Source organism: Bradyrhizobium sp. Ken01, assembly GCF_055807355.1.
Window position 1 is genome coordinate 184,755 of the sequence record NZ_JBVVPC010000007.1, and the last position, 20,966, is coordinate 205,720.

A 20,966-nucleotide genomic window follows, 5' to 3' on the forward strand; every position below is an offset into this window, starting at 1 on the left:
GACTTTAACCCACGACAACGATCACGCAAACACGACGCCAAACCGCTCCAGAAACTGTTTCTCGGCCCGGGCAGCAGTCCAGGGGGTGAGATAGTCGCGCCGGACGCTGTCGGACAGGCCGGGGTCCTTGCCGAACAGGCGCTTGGCCTCGCTCTCGCTGAAGCCAGCGAGCGTCGTCGCCTCCAGATAGGCCGCGCCGCGATCGGCGGCCTTGATCGCCAGCGTGATCTCGTCCGGCAGTATCGGCGGCAGGCCAAAGCGGATGTGGATGGCGCCGAGCAGGCGCTTCTCGACCGCCTTGTAATGGCCGTCGAGCACGGCCTTGAACGGCGAGATCATGTCGCCGATCACATATTCGGGCGCGTCATGCAGCAGCGCGGCAAGCCGCATGCGCAGATCCACGCGCGGGTTCTCGTGCCGCATCACGGTTTCGACCAGCAGCGTGTGCTGCGCGACCGAGAAGATGTGCGCGCCAATGGTCTGGCCGTTCCAGCGGGCGACACGCGCCAGCCCGTGCGCGACGTCGGCGATCTCGATATCGAGCGGGGAGGGATCGAGCAAATCGAGCCGCCGGCCCGACAGCATTCGCTGCCAGGCACGAGACGCCACATCGGGTGACGACTTCCTGGCCGTCATTTGGACTTGAGGCGTGGCTTGCGCTGCGTCTTGCCGCAGTTCGCGTGACAATGGCAGTCGACCAGATGATCGTTGACCATGCCGGTCGCCTCCATGAAGGCATAAACGATGGTCGGGCCGACGAACTTGAAGCCGCGCGAGGACAGCTCCTTGGAGATCTGCATGGAGAGCGGCGTCGAGGCCGGCACGCTCGCGGTGGTCTTGAAATGATTGACCTTGGGCCTTCCGTCCATGAAGTCCCACAGGAATTTCGAGAAGCCGGGGCCCTTCTCCATGATGTCGAGATAGGATTTCGCGCTTGATATCGCGCCGTCGATCTTGGCCTTGTTGCGCACGATGCCGGCGTCGTTCATCAGCGCGTGAACTTGCTTCTCGTTGTAGCGTGCGATCTTTTCCGGCTGGAAATCGTCGAAGGCTTTGCGGAAATTGTCGCGCTTGCGCAGGATCGTGATCCAGGCCAGGCCGGCCTGGAATCCGTCGAGGATCAGCTTCTCATAGAGCGCGCGGTCGTCATATTCCGGCACGCCCCATTCCGTGTCGTGATAGGCGACGTAGAGCGGATCTTCGCCGGGCCAGGGGCAACGCGTCTTTCCGTCGGGATGCAGGCGGGGAGCACGGCTCATGCGATGGGTTGCTTCGTTGGAATGCGCACGACATCAGGTTCCGCTAAACTCATAGCGAGGCCACCGGCAGTCAGCGCCTCTCCTGCATCGAGCGCATCGGCGACACGGTCGATGCGCACCAGCGCGATGCCCTTGCCCTGCGCCGACGAGCCCATCGTGCCGACCGGCTTGTCGCCGGCCATCACGCTGACGCCGGGCTCAGGCGAGAGATCCTCGAGCAGCACCTTGACGCTGCGGGTCCGCGCGGTGCCGCGATGCTGCATGCGCGAGACGACCTCCTGGCCGACGTAGCAACCCTTGTCGAAATCGACGCCGGAAAGGCGGTCCATGTTGGTCTCGTGCGGGAACGCATCGCTGTACGTGAAATCGAGCCCGCCGCGCGGCACGCCGAGCGCGATACGGTGGGCCTCGTACGCGGCGGCGTCGACAAGCTCGGCGCCGATCAGATCGGAGAGCTTCTGCTTGAGATCTTCGGGGATCAGGATGCGGTAGCCGAGGTCTTCATTGCGCGGATCGGCGAAGGCGAGATCGGGCTGAGCCGCGGGCTTGCCGTCCCAAGCCGCGAGCACGCCGAGTTCGTCGGACAGGTTTTCGACCGTCACCTTGGCGCGCAGCTTGTAGAATTTCAGCTTGGTGGCGAGGCCGTCGGCAAGCGGCTTCGGGCAATCGATCAGGAACCCGCCGCCATGGCCGGCAGGCGCTTCCGTGATCAGGAAATCCACGATGATCTTGCCCTGCGGCGTCAGCAGCGCGCCGAATCGGCCCAGGCCCGGCTTCAGCTTGTCGACGTCGGTCGTGACGAGGCCATTGAGGAAGTTGCGCGCATCCTCGCCTGCGACCTTGATCACGCCCCGGTCCGGAAGAAACGCTGATTTCATACGAAAATCTCTTGCGACATGTTGCTCCGGAACGTAAGCCCGCAAGGCAAAAACGACAAGACCTCAAGCCCTGCGCTTGGGGACGAGAGAGGCCTTCAGCCATGACCCAGCGTTTCGACGTGATCCTCAAGGGCGGCACTGTCGTCAACCAGGACGGCGAGGGAGCCCGCGATATCGGCGTCGTCAACGGCCGCATTGCCGAGATCGGCACCCTGTCGCAGGCTTCCGCCGCCGAGGTGATCGACTGCAAGGGCCTGCACATCCTGCCCGGCGTGATGGACACGCAGGTGCATTTCCGTGAGCCCGGGCTGGAGCAGAAGGAAGACCTCGAGACCGGCTCGCGCAGCGCCGTGATGGGCGGCGTCACCGCCGTCTTCGAGATGCCGAACACCGCGCCATTGACCGTGACGGAGGCCACCTTCACCGACAAGGTGAAGCGCGCTCATCACCGCATGCATTGCGACTTCGCCTTCTTCATCGGCGGTACCCGCGAGAACGTGCAGGATCTGCCGGTGCTGGAGCGTGCGCCGGGTTGCGCAGGCGTCAAGGTCTTCATCGGCTCCTCGACCGGCGCGCTGCTGGTGGAGGACGACGAGAGCCTGCGCCGCATCTTCCAGGTGATCCGCCGCCGCGCCGCGTTTCACGCCGAAGACGAATACCGCCTCAATGAGCGCAAGCCGCTGCGCATCGAGGGCGACACGCGCTCGCACCCGGTGTGGCGCGACGAGACCGCGGCGCTGATGGCGACGCAGCGGCTGGTGAAGCTCGCGCACGAGACCGGCAAGCGCATCCATGTGCTGCACATCTCGACCAAGGAAGAGATCGAATTTTTGCGCGACCACAAGGACGTCGCGTCGTGCGAGGCAACGCCGCATCATCTCACGCTGGTCGCGCCCGAATGCTACGAGCGGCTCGGCACGCTGGCGCAGATGAACCCGCCGGTGCGCGGCGCGGATCACCGCGCCGGGATCTGGCGCGGCATCGAGCAGGGCATTATCGATGTGCTCGGCTCGGACCACGCCCCGCATACGCTTGAAGAGAAACAGAAGACCTATCCGGCCTCGCCCTCCGGCATGACCGGCGTGCAGACGCTGGTGCCGCTCATGCTCGATCACGTCAATGCGGGTCGGTTGTCGCTGGCGCGTTTCGTCGACCTCACCAGCGCCGGCCCAGCGCGCCTCTACAACATGGCCCGCAAGGGCCGCATTGCCGCCGGCTATGACGCGGATTTCACCGTCGTCGACCTCAAGCGCAGCGAGACCATCACCAACAAATGGGTCGCGTCCAAGGCCGGCTGGACTCCCTACGACGGGTTGCGCGTCACCGGCTGGCCCGTCGGCACCTTCATCCGCGGTCGCCGCGTGATGTGGCAGGGCGAGCTCGTAACGGCCGCGCAGGGCGAACCGGTGCGGTTTCTGGAGACGTTGAAGGCGTAGGGGGTTATCGTTAGGCGGCACAAAAGTGCCGCATCCTCGGTGTCGTCCTGGCGAAAGCCAGGACCCATTACCCCGACTGCATTTTGCTGCGAAGATGGGTGGCTACACGTGTGTGCCACAACTTGATCCTGTGGTAATGGGTCCTGGCTTTCGCCAGGACGACCCTGAGGGAGGAGTGAATGTCCCAACCGACCCCCCTCATCACCACCGAGCAACTCGCCGCCATTCTCGGCGATCCCAACCTGCGCCTCTACGACTGCACGACCTACAACGAGCCGGTGCCGCCAGGCAGCGACGTGCCCTATCGCGCCGTGCCCGGCGACAAGACGTTCGAGGCGGGCCACATCCCGGGCGCCGATTTTCTCGACCTGCAAGGCGAGTTCTCCGACGCCTCCGCGCAGCAATTCTTCATGATGCCTGATGTGGCCCAGCTGGAGGCTGCCTTCGGCCGCCACGGCCTCGATGCGTCCAAGTCCGTCGTGCTCTACAGCATCGGCACGATGATGTGGTCGACGCGGTTCTGGTGGATGCTGCGTTCGCTCGGCGTCGACGCGCGGGTGCTCGACGGTGGCCTCGACAAATGGAAGGAAGAGGGTCGGCCGGTCGTATCAGGAGGACCGAAGGGTTATCCCGCCACGACCTTCAAGGCGGCGCCGCGCGCAGACTTCTTCGTCGACAAGAATGCGGTGCAGGCGCGACTCGGCGATCCCGCGACTGTTATCGTCAACGCGCTCGGTCCACAATTTCATCGCGGCCTCGAGCCGAGCCGCTACGGGCGGCCCGGCCGCGTTCCCGGCAGCGTCAACGTATCAGCGGCAACGCTTGTCAATGCCGATAAGACCCTGACCTCGCTCGCCGACGCCGAAGCCAAATTCGCCGCGGCAGGCGTCACCCGCGACAAGAATGTGATCTGCTATTGCGGCGGCGGCATCTCGGCGACGATCGACCTGCTGCTGCTGGCGCAACTCGGTTACGACAAGCTGACGCTCTATGACGCCTCGATGGGCGAGTGGGCGAGAGATCCGGCGCTCCCGATCGAGACGGATTAGGACATTCCCTGGTCCCTCCCCAGGGGAGGCCAGAAAGTTGGGAACCTTTCCCTTGGGGCGGCATCCAATGTCAGGACGAAGCCAAAACGAGCAGGTGACCGCCATGCCACGGACCGCAGCCGGCCTATCCGCCGGCGCCAAAACATCGGAAATCCGGACCTTGGAAGCGGAACTGGTCGAGCGGGCGCGGGGCCGTGACGAGGCCGCGTTACGCGAGATCATGCAGGCCAACAATCGCAGGCTCTATCGTCTGGCGCGCGGAATTCTGCGCAGCGACAGCGAAGCCGAGGATGTGGTTCAGGAAACCTATGTCCGCGCCTTCACCCATCTCGATGGGTTCCGCGGCGAGTCCGGGCTGTCGACCTGGCTATCGCGCATCGCCATCAACGAGGCGCTTGGCCGGGCGCGAAGCGGCAGGCCGCATGTCGAGCTGGGCTCGGTGCCCGAAGCGACGCTCGAGGCGCAGATCATCAAATTTCCCGCTTCTTCCGCAGGCGATCCGGAAAGGACCATGGCCCAACGTGAAATCCAGCGCGTCGTCGAGCGCGCCATCGATGAATTACCGGATGTCTTCCGCATGGTCTTCGTCGCACGCGTCATGGAAGGCATGAACATCGAGGAGACTGCCGAGCTGCTCGGCGTCAAGCCCGAGACCGTGAAGACGCGGCTGCACCGTGCGCGGACCATGCTGCGCGAGAACGTCGAGAAGGAGATCGGTCCGGTGGTGATGGATGCGTTCCCGTTCGCCGGGTGGCGCTGCGAGCGGCTGACCGTGTCAGTGCTGAAGCGGCTCGGCATCGGCGGCTGAAGTTTTTCGGGAACGTTCGCGCCATAGTCCCATCCAACGCCTGTGAAGCAACGCGCCGGCAAAGCGTCCGGCACCACAGGAGCGTCAAACCATGTTCGTTCGTTGGAGCGCGGCGATCGCCGCTGCAGTCTTGTTGTCGAGCCCCGCGCTGCTGCAAGGCGCCAAAGCAGCCGACAAGCTGACCGATCCGCAGATCGCCCATATCGCCTACACCGCGGGCGTGATCGACATCAACGCTGCCAAGCAGGCGCAGAAGAAGGCCAAGAACAAGGACGTCAAGGCGTTTGCCGAGGACATGCTGCGCGACCATGAGGCCGTCAACAAGCAGGCGCTCGCGCTGGTCAAGAAGCTGAACGTCACGCCTGAAGACAACGAGACCAGCAAGGCGCTGTCGAAGCAGGCGAGCGAGAAGCTCGCCGAACTGGACAAGCTGAGCGGTGCGGCCTTCGACAAGGCCTATGTCGCAAACGAGGTCGCCTACCACAAAACCGTCAATGGCGCGCTGGAAACCCAGCTCATTCCGTCCGCCAGCAATGCCGAACTGAAGAGCCTGCTGCAAACCGGCCTGAAAATCTTCCAGGGCCATCAGCAGCACGCCGAGCACGTCGCGGCGGAGCTGAAATAGGGAGGCGATAATGCCGGGACGATTGTCTGCGATCGCGTCAGCGGTCCTGCTCGTGGCGTTGGCCGTCCCGGCGCACGCTGCGATCATCGAGATCACGATGGAGAATCTCGAAGTGTCGCCGAAAGACGCTTCGGCCAAGGTCGGCGACACCATTGAATGGATCAACAAGGACGTGTTCGCCCACACCGCGACGGCCAGGAACGGCGATTTCGACGTCAACCTGCCCGCGAAGAAATCAGGGACGTTGGTTCTCAAGAAGGCGGGCACGATCGATTATTACTGCCGCTATCATCCCAACATGAAAGCGACACTCAAGATCGAGCCGTAACGGGCTCGGGAGCGTATTCCGTTTGCAGCGGAAGCTGGCCCCGCCCGCGTGGCGGGGGCGTTTTCGAAGGCTTACTGCCTGGAGAAAGACTTACTGTCTGGAAATGTCGATCGAGAATTCGCCGTTGCGGATGCGGCCGGGAAAGCCTTCGACGAACTTCGCCACCGCGTCCTCGCCATAGGTGCCGACGAGCTCGGCAAGGGCCGCGAACAGGCTCGCCTGCGCCAGGCAGTCGCCGTCGACGCCATCATGGCGCGCTTCGGCCCAGGCCTCGTTGAGATAGCTCAGTGCGGCCTGTTTCTGCTCGTGATCGGGCAGCGGCGCGCGTGCGGGGGCGTAGGACACTGGATGGCTCATGAAACTCGATCAGGGCTGGGGCGCGATCCACGGCGATGCGCTGTGCGAGAGGTGTAGCACGCGGGTTAACGCCCGCTAGGCCACATCTTTAGGAACGGTTAACGGCTATGTACAAACTCGCTGACAGGGTTCCCGCCGCTGTCATTCCGGGGCGCAGCGCGAGCCCGGAATCCATCTGGTCGCAGAGACGGTTGAAGAATGGATTCCGGGCTCGCGACTTCGTCGCGCCCCGGAATGACGAATGGAGAGTTCAGTTCGCGTAGCGCGCCGTGAGATCGCGCGAGATCTTCGCGCCTTCCTCGATGTAGCGGCGGATCGCCACCGTCGCGGCCGGCGTGCAGCTCCGGTAGGTCTGCTGAAAACCGTTATAGCCGCGGTTGAAGCCGGCGATCATGCGGGTGCGGCGTTCGCCGGCGGGGGTTTCGGCATCGATCAGCGCCTGCATCTCGCTGCGCCATTTGTTGCCCTCGTTGGACCCGCAGATGCCGCGCAGATAGTGCAGCCCGCCGAGGATCTCCGCCAGCCGCTGCAAATCGCCGTCAAACGGCGCTGCCGCGTCCTGAGCCCTCGTGGGCACCGAGGCGCAGGCGAGAATCAGGGCAAAAATGGCCAGAAATCGCGTCGACATCGGCCGGGTGTATGCCTCCTCGGGGCGGCAGACGCAAGGCGCCGGGGCGCGAGCGGTGCGCTCCCTCCCCCGCTTGCGGGGGAGGGTCGGGGAGAGGGTATCTCCGCAGGCGAGCACCCCCAAGAGGAAAAAGCCCTCACCCGCCGCGCTCTCGCGCGTCGACCTCTCCCGCAAGCGGGAGAGGTGCGGGGGAGCTCGCCGTGCGGCCTATGCCTCGATCAGGCGCGCGGCGGACTGGATGACCTCTTCCAGTCCGCCGGTCAGCTTGAGGTCGCCAAGACTGGCCAGGGCCTGCGGGGCGATCCAGCGGTAGTCGTCGAGCTCGTCGTTGAGAACCGGCTCCCGGGCCACCCAGCGGGCGGCAAAGGACATGATCAAATAGTGGCCGGCGCCGGTCGCGGCCGGCAGCACTTCGCGCCAGCCCGCGAGCCCAATGATGTCGATATCGAGCCCGGTCTCCTCGTCGATCTCGCGCGCCAGCGCCTCGTGCAGCGATTCGCCGAACTCGACCCGGCCGCCCGGCAGCGAATAGAACCCCTTTGCCGGCGAGCGCGCACGGCGGGTCAGAAGCACCTTGCCGTCACGAAAAATCGCGGCACTGACCGCGATCTGGGGACGGCTGGGCTGAACGATCGCAGCCATGACTTCACCTGCTCGGGCTCAGTTCGCCATGATGGTGTCGATGTCGGCTTCCGCGCCGCCATTGATGATGCCGCCGCACGCCGCGATCAGCGGCTTGACCCACTGGGCGGCCTGCTCGGCGAGGCGAACGCGGGTCGTGTCCTTCTCGACCTCGCGCATGGCCGAGCCGACCGCCGTCAGGATCGAGGTCATGGTGTCGGTGAGGTGGTCGAACTGGGCGCGCACGTTCGGGTCGGCTTTTTCATAGGCCTCGATCGCCAGATCCCGGGCCTTGAAATTCGAGGCGGTGAAATGCTCGGCATAGGACAGCGGCGACCAGGTCAGAAAATCTTCCGCGCATTCCGGCATGTCCGGCACCATTTCCAGCAGCATCACGGCTTCATTGAAATGGTTGAGATAGTCGGTGGCAAGCCCGGTCCGCGGGTTGATGTTGGCCACGCGCAGCCGCTCGGCCCAGGCCGCAGCCTCGGGCCCGCTCCGTCCATGCATCCGCGCCGGCTGGGCGACCGTTGAGCTCATCTGCCGCAGTGTTAACGTTCGGGGTTAAAAGGACCTGAACGGACCCTATATAAGCCCTCAAGGATGTGTGGACGCTTCGTCATAACTTCGGCCCCCGCGGCTTTGCGGCAACTGTTCGGCTACATTGAGCAGCCGAATTTCCCGCCCCGGTTCAACGTGGCCCCGACACAACCGATTCCGGTGGTGCTGGCCGAGAACGGCGCGCGCCATTTTCGCCTGATGCGTTGGGGCCTGTTGCCGGGCTGGGTCAAGGATCCCAAGGGATTTACGCTCCTGATCAACGCCCGTTCCGAGACGGTGCTGGAGAAGCCCGCCTTCAAACGCGCGATTCGCCGGCGGCGCGGCCTGATTCCGGCCGACGGCTATTACGAATGGAAGACGGAGGATGGCCGCAAGCAGCCCTTCTTCATCCATCGCGCCGACGGCGCGCCGCTCGGCTTTGCCGCAGTATTCGAGACCTGGGTCGGGCCGAACGGCGAGGAGCTCGACACGGTCGCGATCGTCACGGCGGCCGCAGGCGAGGATCTCGCCACGCTGCATGACCGCGTGCCCGTCACCATCAGCCCGCGCGATTTCGAGCGCTGGCTCGACAGAAGCAGCGATGACGTCGATGCCGTGTTGCCGCTGATGACCGCGCCGCAAATCGGCGAATTCGCCTGGCACCCGGTCTCCACCCGCGTCAACCGCGTCGCCAACGACGACGACCAGTTGCTCCTGCCGATCAGCGCGGAGGAGATGGAAGCGGAGGCGCCGAGGAAGAAGGTGGCGCGGAAAGCGGCGGCCGGCTCGGCCGATGACGGGCAGGGATCGTTGTTCTAACCAAGCTGGCGCGTCTTACTCCGCTGTCGTCCCGGACAAGCGAAGCGCAGATCCGGGACCCCATAACCACAGGGAGAAGTTTGGCGCGGGCTGGCAACTGCGAGTCTTCGCCAAACCCGATCCTGTGGTTATGGGTCCCGGGCTCGCGCTGCGCGCGCCCCGGGATGACACTGAATGTGGGGGCGCCACCCTACACGATCTCCCTCGCCCGCAGCGCCGCGATGTCCGCTGCGTCAAATCCCAGCTCGCCCAGCACCGCGTCCGTATCCGCACCGAGCTCCGGTGCCATGCGGTCGAGCCGGCCGCCGCCATGCGCGAGCTTGAAGCCGCTGCCGGCAAAGCGCAGGCGGCCATAGGGCGTATCCAGCTCCTGGATCGCGCCACGCGCCTTGATCTGCGGATGGTCGATGACTTCCTCGACCTTCCAGATGCTGGCGCAGGGCGCGCCGGCATCTTCCAGAATGGTCTCCCACTCGCGTGCCGGCCTAGCCGCGAGCGCCTCTTCGATGATGGCGCGTAAGGCCGGCTCGTTCTCGTTGCGCGAAAACCAGTCGGCGAAGCGCGGATCGCTCAACGTGTCCTCGCGGCCGAGCGCAGACATCAGCGCGCGATATTGTTTCTCGTTGTTGACGGCGAGCAGGATGTGGCCGTCGCCGCATCTGAACAAATTCGCCGTGGTCCTGCGGCTGACGGCCTGGTTGCCCGACAGCTGCTGGCGATGGCCGGCGACCGACCAGTCCGCGATTTGCCCCGACAGAAACGCCATCGTCGCCTCCAGCATGGAGACGTCAATGAGCTGGCCTTTGCCGGTGCGGTCGCGCTGGTACAGCGCGCTCGACACGCCGAACGCAGCAGTCGCGCCCGACAGCACGTCGCACACCGCAAAGCCGGCACGAGTTGGCCCAGTCTCCGGATGACCCGTGATCGCCATGATGCCGGACAGCGCCTGCATCTTGCCGTCATAGCCGGGGCGCAGCCGATCCGGACCGGTCTGGCCGAACCCTGATACCGCGCAGTAGATCAGCTTCGGATTGATTGCGGACAGCGCCTCGTACCCAATGCCGAGCTTGTCCATCACGCCGGGGCGAAAATTCTCCATGACCACGTCGACTTGCGCGGCGAGCTTTTTCACGATCGCGATCGCATCGGGCTTTTGCAGATCGAGCGTCAGGCTGCGCTTGTTGCCGTTGATGGCCTGGAACGCCGGCGCCAGCCCGCGCTCGGCCCATTCGCGCGACAGCGGCGTGCGGCGCATGTCCTCGCCCTCGCGCCGCTCGACCTTGATGACGTCGGCGCCCAGCAGCGCGAGCTGATAGCTCGCATAAGGGCCGGCCAGCACTTGCGTGAACTCCAGGATCTTCACGCCCTCGAACGGTCGCGTCACGTCGCTCTCCCTTTTGTTTTGGTTGTCGGAGGACGTCAGGCGGCGCGATTGCCGCGCGCGATCTCCTTCTGCTTGTCGAATTCGGCACGGCGGCGCGCCAGCTCTTCGGGCGAGAGTTGCGCGACGTTGTTGTAGTCGAGCTTCCAGGAAGCGTCCTCGCTCCAGCGCAGCGGCGACTGCATCGTGGTCTGGGGGCCGCTCGCGGTCTCCAGCAGTCTGAGCGCCAGCTCGAGCGTCTGTGCCTGCGAGGCGATGTCGTGCGGTTTGCCGGCGGAATTGCCGAGCGGGAAATCCGAGAACAGGAAGCGCGGCACGGCGGCGTGCTCGATGATGTCCTTGGCGCAGCCCATGATCACGGTCGGAATGCCGTTCCGCTCCAGATGCCGCGCCACCAGCGCCGTGGTCTGATGGCAGACCGGGCAGTTCGGCACCAGCACGGCGACATCGACCTTGTCGGCGACGGCTCGCGCCAGAATTTCCGGCGCGTCGGTGTCGAGCGTGACGCGATGGCTACGGTTGGTCGGCGCGCCGAAGAAGCGCGGGGCCACCTCGCCTATGCGCTCCGCAGCGCTCGCCTTCAACAGTTGCGGCAGCGGAAACCAGGTGCCGTTGTCGGTGGCCGTGGTGTGCTTGCGGTCGTAGCCGATATGCGAGATGCGAAGGTCGTGCGGCTTCGCCGTGTCGCCGTCATAGACCTGGTAGAATTTCGCACCGCCATTATAAGCCGCGCCCGGGCCCTGGTCGCCCTTGGTGGGATCGTATGGCGCGGCCGTCGTGATGATGGTGACGCGTGATTGCGACAGCGGCTTCTTCAGCGGCTGGAACGGCGCCTCGGTGTAGTGAGCCCAGCGATACGCCGTGGTGTAGCCAATCGCGGCGTAATAGTCCCGCGTGCGCTGCATATAGGGGACGGGGGCGTCGTAGTCGGGCGCAAAGCCGAATTCGTCGTCGCGCGAAGCGGACATGGGCGCGTCTCCTGGTTCTTGTTGGCGACAGACTAGAGATAGTCGGGGGTGAGCTCAAGAGTAAGCAAGCTCACCGAAACACATGCAGCGCCACATGCTGCAGCAGCATGATCGCCTTGGCGTCGATGATGCGGCCGTCCGCGATCATCGCTAAGGCCTCGTCGATGCCGAGCTCCAGCACCTCGATGTCCTCGCCTTCATGTTCGAGGCCGCCGCCGTCGCTGACCCGCATCTCCGGCTCGTATTCGGCGACGAAGAAATGCAGCTTCTCGGTGATGGCCCCGGGGCTCATGAACGCTTCAAACACCTTGTGGACGTGGTGCAGGCGATAGCCGGTTTCCTCCTCGGCCTCGGCGCGGATGCGCATTTCAGGCGAGGCGTCGTCCAGCACGCCGGCGGCCGCCTCGATCAGCAGATCGTCGTAGCCGCGAATGAACGCCGGCAGGCGGAATTGCTTCACCAGGATCACCGTACGGCGTGCCAGATTATACGGCAGCACGGCCGCGGCGTTGTCGCGCTCATAGGTCTCGCGGTGCTGCGTCTGCCATTCGCCATTGGCGCGCCGGTACTCGAACGTGGTGTTCTTGAGAGTGGTCCAGCCGTCCGAGAGCACGCGGACGTCCTTGATGCGGACGCGGTCGGAAATCGTCATGCTTCGATCTCAATTGCTTGGCGTTGTGGTGCGGCCGTCGAGCCACTTCTGGAACATCACCGAGGTGGATTCCTCGAAACCCAGCGACTGGTAGAACGCGTTGGCCTGCTCATTGCCGCGCCGGACCAGGAGCTGGAGCTTTGCGATGCCGGCCGCGCGCAGCCAGTCCTCGGCTGCGGCCATGATGACGCGACCGTAACCACGCTTCTGGCTTTCCGGATCGACCGCGACGTAGTAGACCCAGCCGCGATGGCCGTCATGGCCGACCATCGCGGTGGCGACGATGGTGCCGCCGTCGCGGCCGAGCAGGATGGTGGAATTGTCGCGCCTCCGCGCCAGCGCGATGTCGGCATGCGGATCGTTCCACGGCCGCGTCAGGCCGCAGCGCTGCCACAGCGTGACCACGGGCTCGACATCGGCCTCGGTGATCGCGTCGATCGTGAGCGCACTCACAACACTTTTCCCGGGTTCATGATTCCAAGCGGATCGAGCATCGCCTTGATGGACCGCATCAGCTCGATTGCAGTCTTGTCCTTCACATCGGGAAGCTCGTCGCGCTTGAGCACGCCGATACCGTGCTCCGCCGAGATCGAGCCGCCCATGCGCAGCACGATGGCGAACACGACCGCGTTCATCTCGTGCCAGCGCGCCAGATAGTCCGCGGTGTTGGCGCCGATCGGCTGGCTGACATTGTAGTGCAGATTGCCGTCGCCGAGATGGCCGAACGGCACCGGCCGCGCGCCGGGGATCAGCTTGACCACGGCTTCATTGGCCTCGGCGATGAAGGCGGGCACGGTCGCCACCGGCACCGAGATATCGTGCTTGATCGAGCCGCCCTCCGGCTTCTGTGCCGACGACATCTCGTCGCGCAGCTTCCAGAAGCCGGCGCGCTGGGTGAGGTTGGCCGCGATCACCGCGTCGTCGACGATCTCGTCCTCCATGGCGCGGCCGAGGATCGTTTCCAGCGGCGTGCGGGCGTCATCGCCGGGCGAAGACAATTCCATCAGCACGTACCAGTCATGCTTTTGCGCGAGCGGATCGCGCACGTCGATGCCGTGGCGGATCGAGAAATCGACCGCCATCTCCGAGAGCAGCTCGAAACTCGTCAGCGCATTGGCGGCCTCGCTTTGCGCGATCGCCAGCAGTTTCAGCGCGGCGTCCGGCGACTTCAGCCCGACGAAGGCGGTCTCGATCGACCGCGGCTTCGGAAACAGTTTTAGCGTCGCCGCGGTGATGATGCCGAGCGTGCCTTCGGCGCCGATGAAGAGGTTGTGCAGATTGTAGCCGGTGTTGTCCTTCTTCAGCTTCGACAGCACGCCGAGCACGCGCCCGTCCGCCAGCACCACCTCGAGCCCCAGCGCCATCTCGCGCGCGACGCCATAGGCGAGCGCGGCCGTGCCGCCGGCATTGGTCGAGAGATTGCCGCCGATGGTGCAGCTCCCTTCCGCGCCGAGCGAGAGCGGAAACAGCCGGTCCACGTCCGCGGCCTTCTGTTGCGCGATCTGCAGCACCACGCCGGCCTCGCAGGTCATGGTGTTCGAGGCGGTGTCGATCTCACGGATCTTGTCGAGCCGCCGCAGCGATACCACCACCTCGCCATTGTGCGGGGTCTGGCCGCCGACGAGCCCGGTGTTGCCGCCCTGCGGAACTAGTGCGATTTTGTGCTCGGAGGCGAGCTTGCAGATCGCGGCGACCTCCGCGGTCGAGCCCGGGCGCAGCACCAGCGGCGAGCGGCCGTGGAACAGATTGCGCTCCTCGGTGACATAGGCCTCGATGTCGGCCGCATCGGTAATGGCGTGCCTCTCGCCGACGATTCTGCGGAATTGTTCGATCAGTTCGGGCGCAAGCGGTGGGCTGGCGGAATGATTGACGTTCATTGTCTTGTCTCTTGCTTCGCTCTTATCTCGCGACAGCCGCCCGGCGCAGCCGGTCGTTGATCGCTTCGCCCAGATCTTGTTCGGGGATCGCCATCACCGCGATCGCCCGCGGCCCGCTGGCATCGAGGGCGCGAAGATAGCCGAACAGATTGGCGGCGGCTTCATCGAGATCGCCGCTGGGCGACAAATTCATGACCGCGGTGGCGGCCTCCAGGCCGGGCAGGCGCGCGGGGCCGAACGCCAGCAGCGCTTCGCCCGGCGCGACATCCAGCGCATTGAGCCGCACATTGGCGCGCGGCGCGTAATGCGAGGCCAGCATGCCCGGCGCCAGCGGCTGGCTGTCGTCGCTGTCGGTCTCTGCGGGCAGTCGCGCCAGCGATGCTCCGAGCACGGCTTCGATCCGCTCGCGTGACAGCCCGCCGGGCCGCAGCAGCATCGGCACCGCAAAACAGCCGACGATGGTCGATTCGACGCCGACCGTAACCGGCCCGCCGTCGACGATCAGGTCGATCCGCCCCGCAAGGTCGCCCTCGACATGGGCGGCCAGCGTCGGTGAGACGTGGCCGGAGAGGTTGGCGGACGGCGCCACCACCGCCCCGCCGAAGGCGCGCAGGATCGCCTGCGCCACCGGATGGGCCGGAATGCGGATCGCGACCGTATCGAGGCCCGCGGTGGCAAGCTCAGCCACCGGGCAGTTTTTCGTCTTCGGTACCACCAGCGTCAGCGGCCCCGGCCAGAACGAATCCGCGAAGCGCAAGGCGCAGGCGTCGAACCGCCCGATCCTGCGCGCGGCCGCGAGGTCGGCGACATGCGCGATCAGCGGATTGAAGGCCGGGCGCCCCTTGGCGGCGTAAAGATGGGCGATCGCGCCGGCATTTCCGGCGTCCGCCCCGAGCCCGTAGACCGTCTCGGTCGGGAACGCGACCAGCCCGCCGGCGGCCAATGTCCGGGCGGCAGCTTCCGCGCCGGCCGCGCCGGCCGGTAAAATCAGCGTTTCGAGACCCGTTTTCACAGGGATAAGATTCCTCAGCTCGGCCGCTTGCGGTGCGCCAAACCCGACGCTATAAGCCGGCCTCTTGTCGGAGTGTGGCTCAGCCCGGTAGAGCACTGCGTTCGGGACGCAGGGGTCGCAGGTTCGAATCCTGCCACTCCGACCATTCTTCCAAAAGTCGACGTTTTCCTAGAGGCTTGGCGGACCGGCCGCCGGCGCCCTAGAGTGCCTTTATTGCAACGATTTTCGGTGCGGGTCCACGGCCGATTTGGCCGGGCAGGGGCGCCTGTGCGCGTGGCATGGCTGATCCGGCTCCAAGCCTCACCGCAATGCAGAGGTCTTGCGACAAGCCCGGATCGGCAATCCCGATCCGGATTGGTGAAGGCGGCAGGCTCAGGCGGTCAGAGACTGTGGGCGTTGCAGCAAAGCGATTGCGCGCTCGAACCCGTCTCCGCCGGCCGCTGCAGCGAGGCGGGGTGAGATGCCGTCAAGCGCAGGATGCTGCTGATCGAGCCAGATTGCTGCCGCGCCGCCCAGCCGAGCCTGGGCTGCGGTTTGCAGCGCGCGTACGCGTTCCTGGCTTTCGTTGACCAGCGGATCGTAACGGAGTGCGGCCGCAGCTTGCGGGATGTACCAGGCAAGTGCAAACCCCACCGCGGCATTGATAAGGGTGGTGAGAATGATTCTATCCACCGCGGCACCGGCGGTGCCCAGAATGATCTGCCATGTGGCGCAGGCGGCGATAAGCCCGCAGAGCCCGGTGATGACAGTCTCGGCGCCAAGCTCCCATGCGCGCGACGGGCGCTGACCAGCCTGCGCGTTGTCAAGATGAAAGACGTAGAATGCTCCCGTCACCATGGCGAGCAGGGCACTGGGAATCTCAATTCTGAAGCTGTCTTCCGTTGGTGGGGCCTGGGTAAGTCCCCAGATGATGAGCGCGAGATATCCTGCGATGCCACAGATCACAGCCACCCGGACGTAGTTTGCTATACTTGTCTGTTGACGCTGTCCCGAGGTGACGAACCATCGTCCCTTGCCGATGGCGCGTCTGCGCACGAGATCGGCCACGATGATCGCAGTTGCGTAGGGCACGAACGTTGCTGCGGCATCCCAGAAAGGCTGCATCACGGTTTGCGGAAAGACCGGCGACGTCGTCCATAAGCCGAGCTGGCCGAGCCCGTCGGCGGCGAGACCCAGCAAGACGACGCTCATTGCGACAGCCGTCAGACTGACAAGCTTTAGGTCACCTGTACCCTGCGGGCGAAGCGTGGGTTTCAGCATGATGCCAAATGGTCGCAGCGCCAGATCAATATCGTCGTTGGGCTGCGTCTTGAGTCGTACCGCACATCCGAGCAGGACGTAGAGCTTGCGCAGATTGTCCACGATGCAGCGGCGAAGCTCTTCGTTCGTGTAATAAGGGTCGCTTTCCCGCGCGCTTCGATAGGCCGTCATCTGAGGTTCCATGGATCTTTTCTGGCTCTCGATGAGATCCAGATCGCTCTGGTAGTCCTGTAAGAGGCTCGCATCGAGGGCGCCGGTGAAGCCTTCCATGCGATAGGATTTCAGAGCGTAGAGAAGACAGCAAAGCCGCGCCCAATTATGCTCGAGCGTATGGCGGGATCGCGTGAAGTCGTCAGGCAGGATACCGCGCATTTGCAGCGACCGAAGTGCCTCACCCGCATAGGCTGTGAAATCGAAATCAGCGGTCGCTATCCGCTCCGCTGTGGCGCGTGCGGCATCGGGAATGTAGGCGCGCTCATGCGCGTACTGGCGCATATAGGTCTCGATCAGCATGAGGCCAGGCACGTTCGGGAGCGCCCCCATCAGCACAAACGCGAGGGCGAGCGGCATTCCCAGATAGCTGAACTGCTTTGGTAGCGTGAGGCCAAGCTGTTCGAGATTGTTTGCTCCCAGCAGCGACAGCACCACCAGGATTGTAGCCATCGAACCGAAATAGATCAGGAAGCCGTGCGAATATTCCTCATGCGTTGCCAGTTGACGCGGCAGCATCTGATAGATGAAGTCGCCGCTTCCAGTGACGCTGCGCTCGGCGAATTTGCGCTGGCAGAACACGTAAATGAGCCAAACCGCGAGCGCGAGGGACGCAAAGAAGAATATGCTCATCTGGTCCAGCGGCACTCCAAGCTTCATGGGAAGCGTAGGCATGGCCATCCTCCATCACGCACGATAGTCATCAACCGGGTAAGTTAATAGCATCTGCCGTTGAAGCAGCGCCCTTGCGCGACCGTCGTCGGCGCGGAGGCGGGTCGATTGATACTCGTCTGGTTTGCAGCCCCCGTGTCTGCCGTCTGATTGCCGGCGATGGGGCCGCTGGTCTGCGAGACGACGGCGGCCAGCACGAGTGTGCGCATTAAAGATGTTGCTGAAATCAGAGTCATGGCAATCTCCTCTGGAGATCGGTTAGCAGGCACCTCGGGTCTCGTTGTCGGAGTTTGCTGTCCGGCGTCCCGCGACCCAGACCTGCGGGTTGCAATAAACAAGCGGAGCCAATCCATGCTAGGACGATGTGGAGGATTCAAATGTGAAGCGGTTCACATGCAACCGGAGCATGTTTTCACAAGCGCGAGATTGCATGAAGCAGACGAGCGTGGGGTGACGAACGAACCGCTGCGTGGGTACAAGAAAACCGGCGCGAGTTCTGCGCAGATGCCGATCAGTGTCGGGCCACCAGCACACCCAACAAAAAGGCGACCGCCAGCGCCGGCAGCGGCGCCTCACGGACCATGCCGCGAACGATATGTGTCCAATGTTGCTCCGGGACGAGTTTCGGAGACCTGATCTCTGGCGTCGGCGTGATGCCCCATTCCGACGCGAACTCGGCGATCTCGCTTGAGGCGAGCCGGACGCCGTCGCGGACGCGGAAGATGGCGGCGTCCGCGCGCTCGCGCGGCGCAAGCAGCATCATGGTCGTGACGGCCGTACGCAGGGTCATTTCGCCGTAGCCTTGCAGCCTGACCGATTCCTCGGGGTCGGACGTCATCGCAAATACCTCACAGCGCCAAATGCTCTAAAGCGCGAAGTGGCGCGCGACGGTAAAGGCCATCGTCGCGCACAGGACCAGCGTGGATACCGCGCCGGCCACGCCGCGCGCGAGATTGGCCCGCGTCAGGTGCCTCGTCATGATTTTGCTCCATGCTCGGCATGGCAATGGCGGGGAGGCGGCGTTGGTTCCTTGCGCGACGGGCGAATCGCGAACGCCCGCTATTTCCGCAGCAGCTCGCTCAGCGCCGCCGTCGCCTCGGCGCAGCGGATGTCGTCGATCTCGCGCGATAGGCTGAGCGCGCTCGATCTGAGCTCTTCGACTCTCCAGCTTTCGGGGTGCTGGGTCTCGAGTTGACCGAGCCGTTTGTTCAGATCGTCCAATCTGGTCTGCAACTGTTCGACGCTGGCGGCCCCGTTCACCACCCAGACTCTTTGCGCACGCATCATCGTTCCCCTGCTCGTCTCACGGCGTTGTGAGAGGGGTTCGTGGCCGCAATGGGAGTTTCTTTTGTCCGGCTTCAGACGGACGGGAACCGTTGCAGATCGGCAACGCGAGTTCCTTCGCGTTGACCGGGGAAGAGAGCTACCGTCATCGTGCGCATCAGGCCGCGCGCGGCCACTCGGTCGATCGCTTTTCAAGCCGGCTTTCGAGAATGGCGATGCTCACCCGGATATTGTCGCGCCGGGCCCGCAGGTTCTGCGCGAGCATCGGGTAGGCGACGTTCTGGGGATCGGAGATTCCGGCCTTCCGCTCTTCCTCCAGAATGTCGGCGTCGATCATTCGCATGCGCCAGCGCAGATCGGAGATCAATGCGTGGAGCTGTGTCGGCATGGTCGCTTCGAAACGGGACGTCGGGTGCATGATCGCCTCACGATGAGACAGACCCACTGCGGGTCTGAGGGAATTGACTGCCGTGCAGCAAGCGGAATGCCAGAGGGCGGCTGAGCGCCTCCCGCGATTGCTCGACGGCGCACCGGAACGATTGCCACTCTTTCCCGTTGCTGCAGGGGCCTCGACAACGAGGCGATCGAGGGACCCATGCCGCTCATCCGCTATTTCGTCGTTACCGGCGGCGCTCTGCTCGCCCTCCTGTACCTTGCTGACTACTACCTGGCCGGTCCGGTGAGCGCCGCCGCTGAAACCGGGCCGGACCTCTCGATCGCCCGGATTCATTCCGCGCAGACCTGGCCGGAGAAGATCGTCTTCGACACCAACGTCCGACAGATTCCGTTGACCAAAACCGTGGCGTCAACATCAGACGCGGCGGCGCCAGCCGCGACGGAAGGCACGCGCCAGGCATTTGCGATGGCGGCGCAGCCCGCCGCGGAGCTCAAGGCTTCGGACGCCAAGGCTTCGGACGCCAAGGCTTCGGACGCCAAGTCCGCGGAGCCCAGGCAGGCCAAGGCGGCCGCTCCGAACAAGCGCGTTGCGGAGCGGCATCGTCGCCGCCAGCCGTCGCGCATGGCGGAACGCGGTCAGTTCTTCAACGAGCCCGTCGCCGCAGAATGGTGAGCGGCGCTCCGTGAGGGTGTTTTCGCGCGACCTGGATGCGGTCAATTGCAATTCATCCTCGGCGCTTCCCACGTGACGATCGGGCTGCCTCTCGGTTGGGCACCGTGCCGGACAGCGAGGCTGTGCGCGCGACGCATCGCACGATAGTCTCTGCCGCGACCTGACCCGGGAAGCGGAAGAGGGAAAGATTCGTGGCGAGATTTGTGACGATCGCGGCTGGCCAGCTCGGCCCCGTGGCGCGGACCGAGACGAGAATCGCGGTCGTGGCGCGCCTGATGGCCTTGATGCGCCAGGCGCACGCCAACGGCTGCGACCTGATCGTCTATCCCGAGCTCGCGCTGACCACGTTCTTTCCGCGGTGGTATTTCGAGGCTCAGGCCGAGATCGACAGCTTCTTCGAGCGCGAGATGCCGGGGCCGGAGACGAGAGCCCTGTTCGATCTCGCGCGCGAGATCGGCATCGGATTTTGCCTTGGCTATGCCGAGCTGACGGTCGAGGCCGGACTTGTCAGGCGCTACAACACCTCCATCCTGGTCGATCGAAGCGGCGCCATCGTCGCCAGATATCGCAAGGTGCATTTGCCCGGTCATGCCGAGCACGAGCCCTGGCGCGAATTCCAGCATCTGGAAAAACGCTATTTCAAGCCGGGCGATGGTTTTGGCGTGACCGAGGCCTTCGGCGGCGTGATGGGGATGGCGATCTGCAACGACCGCCGCTGGAGCGAGACCTATCGGGTAATGGGCTTGCAGGGCGTCGAGATGGTGATGATCGGCTACAACACGCCGGTGCACAATCCGCCCGCACCGGAGCATGACGATCTCTCGCTGTTTCACAATCATCTGGTGATGCAGGCCGGCGCCTACCAGAACGGCACCTTCGTGGTCGGCGTCGCCAAAGCGGGTGTCGAGGAGGGCGTCGACCACATCGGCGGAAGCTGCGTCATCGCGCCCTCCGGCGAAATCATGGCGCGATGCACGACCAAGGGCGACGAGATCGCGCTCGCCCGCTGCGATCTCGATCTCTGCAATTCCTACAAGCGCACCACCTTCAATTTCGACGTTCACCGTCAGCCTCAGGCCTACGGGATGATTGTCGAACGGAAGGGCGTGACACTCATGGCGGACGGAACGGCAGTGCGAACGAAGGAGTGAGGCTTCGTAGATGGGGTAACGGGTCGGCCTCCGCGGCCAAGCCGCGCTAGCTACGGCGCTATGTGATGCGCGCGTCGCGCGG

Annotated in this window: 26 protein-coding genes and 1 tRNA gene; 9 read left to right on the top strand and 18 right to left on the bottom strand. The window is 64.6% G+C overall.

Features of this window, described 5'->3' with window-relative positions:
- Nucleotides 1-21: 21 nt before the first annotated feature.
- Genes AC0L3S_RS10405 through ygfZ form a run of 3 tightly spaced genes read right to left on the bottom strand, consistent with a single transcriptional unit; the run spans nucleotide 22 to nucleotide 2,137 of the window.
- Nucleotides 22-636, bottom strand: a complete 615-nt coding sequence (locus AC0L3S_RS10405; protein ID WP_473278979.1) for a YfbR-like 5'-deoxynucleotidase — start codon at nucleotides 634-636, stop codon at nucleotides 22-24.
- Nucleotides 633-1,259, bottom strand: a complete 627-nt coding sequence (locus AC0L3S_RS10410; RefSeq protein ID WP_473278980.1) for a DNA-3-methyladenine glycosylase I — start codon at nucleotides 1,257-1,259, stop codon at nucleotides 633-635. Before AC0L3S_RS10410 ends, AC0L3S_RS10405 begins: the two co-directional genes overlap by 4 nt.
- Entirely contained in the window at nucleotides 1,256-2,137 is an 882-nt protein-coding gene (gene ygfZ / locus AC0L3S_RS10415) for a CAF17-like 4Fe-4S cluster assembly/insertion protein YgfZ (RefSeq protein ID WP_473278981.1), read from the bottom strand. The genes AC0L3S_RS10410 and ygfZ overlap by 4 nt, the downstream gene beginning before the upstream one ends.
- A 101-nt stretch (nucleotides 2,138-2,238) precedes the next feature.
- Between ygfZ and AC0L3S_RS10420 the strand changes: the two genes are divergently transcribed.
- The 5 genes from AC0L3S_RS10420 (at nucleotide 2,239) to AC0L3S_RS10440 (ending at nucleotide 6,383) form a co-directional block, all read left to right on the top strand.
- The gene (locus AC0L3S_RS10420; protein WP_473278982.1) at nucleotides 2,239-3,573 is read left to right on the top strand and encodes a dihydroorotase; all 1,335 of its coding nucleotides are present in this window, start codon (nucleotides 2,239-2,241) and stop codon (nucleotides 3,571-3,573) included.
- A gap of 179 nt (nucleotides 3,574-3,752) precedes the next feature.
- Nucleotides 3,753-4,622: a sulfurtransferase gene (locus tag AC0L3S_RS10425; RefSeq protein ID WP_473278983.1), complete on the top strand. Its 870-nt coding sequence runs from the start codon at nucleotides 3,753-3,755 to the stop codon at nucleotides 4,620-4,622.
- A 103-nt stretch (nucleotides 4,623-4,725) separates the two neighbouring features.
- Entirely contained in the window at nucleotides 4,726-5,430 is a 705-nt protein-coding gene (locus AC0L3S_RS10430) for an RNA polymerase sigma factor (protein WP_473278984.1), read from the top strand.
- Nucleotides 5,431-5,521: 91 nt separating this feature from the next.
- Nucleotides 5,522-6,055 carry a DUF4142 domain-containing protein gene (locus tag AC0L3S_RS10435; RefSeq protein ID WP_473278985.1) on the top strand — a complete coding sequence of 178 codons (534 nt, stop codon included), beginning with the start codon at nucleotides 5,522-5,524 and terminating at the stop codon, nucleotides 6,053-6,055.
- Between the two features lie 10 nt (nucleotides 6,056-6,065).
- The gene (locus AC0L3S_RS10440; protein WP_473278986.1) at nucleotides 6,066-6,383 is read left to right on the top strand and encodes a cupredoxin domain-containing protein; all 318 of its coding nucleotides are present in this window, start codon (nucleotides 6,066-6,068) and stop codon (nucleotides 6,381-6,383) included.
- 90 nt (nucleotides 6,384-6,473) lie between these two features.
- On the opposite strand, the gene AC0L3S_RS10445 is transcribed toward AC0L3S_RS10440, so the two are convergent.
- The 4 genes from AC0L3S_RS10445 to AC0L3S_RS10460 form a co-directional block, all read right to left on the bottom strand.
- Complete coding sequence (locus AC0L3S_RS10445) at nucleotides 6,474-6,740, bottom strand: hypothetical protein (RefSeq protein ID WP_275171645.1); 267 nt, start codon at nucleotides 6,738-6,740, stop codon at nucleotides 6,474-6,476.
- Between the two features lie 250 nt (nucleotides 6,741-6,990).
- Nucleotides 6,991-7,368, bottom strand: coding sequence for a TIGR02301 family protein (locus AC0L3S_RS10450; RefSeq protein ID WP_473278987.1), 378 nt, complete (start codon nucleotides 7,366-7,368; stop codon nucleotides 6,991-6,993).
- Between the two features lie 207 nt (nucleotides 7,369-7,575).
- Nucleotides 7,576-8,010, bottom strand: a complete 435-nt coding sequence (locus AC0L3S_RS10455) for an NUDIX hydrolase (protein ID WP_473265924.1) — start codon at nucleotides 8,008-8,010, stop codon at nucleotides 7,576-7,578.
- An 18-nt stretch (nucleotides 8,011-8,028) separates the two neighbouring features.
- Nucleotides 8,029-8,529 (bottom strand): hypothetical protein, encoded by a 501-nt coding sequence (locus AC0L3S_RS10460; RefSeq protein WP_473278988.1) that lies wholly within the window; start codon nucleotides 8,527-8,529, stop codon nucleotides 8,029-8,031.
- A 63-nt stretch (nucleotides 8,530-8,592) separates the two neighbouring features.
- Here AC0L3S_RS10460 and AC0L3S_RS10465 point away from each other — a divergent pair, with 63 nt between their 5' ends.
- Complete coding sequence (locus AC0L3S_RS10465) at nucleotides 8,593-9,348, top strand: SOS response-associated peptidase (protein WP_473278989.1); 756 nt, start codon at nucleotides 8,593-8,595, stop codon at nucleotides 9,346-9,348.
- 190 nt (nucleotides 9,349-9,538) lie between these two features.
- On the opposite strand, the gene AC0L3S_RS10470 is transcribed toward AC0L3S_RS10465, so the two are convergent.
- The 6 genes from AC0L3S_RS10470 to AC0L3S_RS10495 form a co-directional block, all read right to left on the bottom strand.
- The gene (locus AC0L3S_RS10470; protein ID WP_473278990.1) at nucleotides 9,539-10,732 is read right to left on the bottom strand and encodes a CaiB/BaiF CoA transferase family protein; all 1,194 of its coding nucleotides are present in this window, start codon (nucleotides 10,730-10,732) and stop codon (nucleotides 9,539-9,541) included.
- Between the two features lie 35 nt (nucleotides 10,733-10,767).
- On the bottom strand, nucleotides 10,768-11,697 hold the full coding sequence (locus AC0L3S_RS10475; RefSeq protein ID WP_473278991.1) for a glycine reductase: 930 nt from the start codon (nucleotides 11,695-11,697) through the stop codon (nucleotides 10,768-10,770).
- A gap of 70 nt (nucleotides 11,698-11,767) precedes the next feature.
- A complete protein-coding gene (locus AC0L3S_RS10480; RefSeq protein WP_027568647.1) occupies nucleotides 11,768-12,349 on the bottom strand; it encodes an NUDIX hydrolase in 582 nt (193 codons plus the stop codon).
- A 9-nt stretch (nucleotides 12,350-12,358) separates the two neighbouring features.
- On the bottom strand, nucleotides 12,359-12,802 hold the full coding sequence (locus AC0L3S_RS10485; protein WP_473265929.1) for a GNAT family acetyltransferase: 444 nt from the start codon (nucleotides 12,800-12,802) through the stop codon (nucleotides 12,359-12,361).
- Nucleotides 12,799-14,226, bottom strand: coding sequence for an FAD-binding oxidoreductase (locus AC0L3S_RS10490; protein ID WP_473265930.1), 1,428 nt, complete (start codon nucleotides 14,224-14,226; stop codon nucleotides 12,799-12,801). The genes AC0L3S_RS10485 and AC0L3S_RS10490 overlap by 4 nt, the downstream gene beginning before the upstream one ends.
- 22 nt (nucleotides 14,227-14,248) lie before the next feature.
- Nucleotides 14,249-15,238 carry an L-threonylcarbamoyladenylate synthase gene (locus AC0L3S_RS10495; protein WP_473278992.1) on the bottom strand — a complete coding sequence of 330 codons (990 nt, stop codon included), beginning with the start codon at nucleotides 15,236-15,238 and terminating at the stop codon, nucleotides 14,249-14,251.
- A 68-nt stretch (nucleotides 15,239-15,306) separates the two neighbouring features.
- Between AC0L3S_RS10495 and AC0L3S_RS10500 the strand changes: the two genes are divergently transcribed.
- Nucleotides 15,307-15,383: transfer RNA gene (locus AC0L3S_RS10500), tRNA-Pro, on the top strand.
- A gap of 227 nt (nucleotides 15,384-15,610) precedes the next feature.
- On the opposite strand, the gene AC0L3S_RS10505 is transcribed toward AC0L3S_RS10500, so the two are convergent.
- The 5 genes from AC0L3S_RS10505 to AC0L3S_RS10525 form a co-directional block, all read right to left on the bottom strand.
- The gene (locus AC0L3S_RS10505) at nucleotides 15,611-17,383 is read right to left on the bottom strand and encodes a hypothetical protein (RefSeq protein WP_473278993.1); all 1,773 of its coding nucleotides are present in this window, start codon (nucleotides 17,381-17,383) and stop codon (nucleotides 15,611-15,613) included.
- A gap of 41 nt (nucleotides 17,384-17,424) precedes the next feature.
- Complete coding sequence (locus tag AC0L3S_RS10510; protein ID WP_473265933.1) at nucleotides 17,425-17,616, bottom strand: hypothetical protein; 192 nt, start codon at nucleotides 17,614-17,616, stop codon at nucleotides 17,425-17,427.
- A gap of 275 nt (nucleotides 17,617-17,891) precedes the next feature.
- Nucleotides 17,892-18,218 (bottom strand): hypothetical protein, encoded by a 327-nt coding sequence (locus AC0L3S_RS10515; RefSeq protein WP_473265934.1) that lies wholly within the window; start codon nucleotides 18,216-18,218, stop codon nucleotides 17,892-17,894.
- 221 nt (nucleotides 18,219-18,439) lie between these two features.
- A complete protein-coding gene (locus AC0L3S_RS10520) occupies nucleotides 18,440-18,667 on the bottom strand; it encodes a hypothetical protein (protein ID WP_473278994.1) in 228 nt (75 codons plus the stop codon).
- A gap of 154 nt (nucleotides 18,668-18,821) precedes the next feature.
- On the bottom strand, nucleotides 18,822-19,082 hold the full coding sequence (locus tag AC0L3S_RS10525) for a hypothetical protein (protein WP_473265936.1): 261 nt from the start codon (nucleotides 19,080-19,082) through the stop codon (nucleotides 18,822-18,824).
- Nucleotides 19,083-19,259: 177 nt separating this feature from the next.
- Here AC0L3S_RS10525 and AC0L3S_RS10530 point away from each other — a divergent pair, with 177 nt between their 5' ends.
- Both AC0L3S_RS10530 and AC0L3S_RS10535 read left to right on the top strand, forming a co-directional pair.
- Nucleotides 19,260-19,733, top strand: a complete 474-nt coding sequence (locus AC0L3S_RS10530; RefSeq protein WP_473278995.1) for a hypothetical protein — start codon at nucleotides 19,260-19,262, stop codon at nucleotides 19,731-19,733.
- Nucleotides 19,734-19,924: 191 nt separating this feature from the next.
- Nucleotides 19,925-20,884: an N-carbamoyl-D-amino-acid hydrolase gene (locus AC0L3S_RS10535; protein WP_473278996.1), complete on the top strand. Its 960-nt coding sequence runs from the start codon at nucleotides 19,925-19,927 to the stop codon at nucleotides 20,882-20,884.
- The last annotated feature ends 82 nt before the right edge of the window (nucleotides 20,885-20,966 follow it).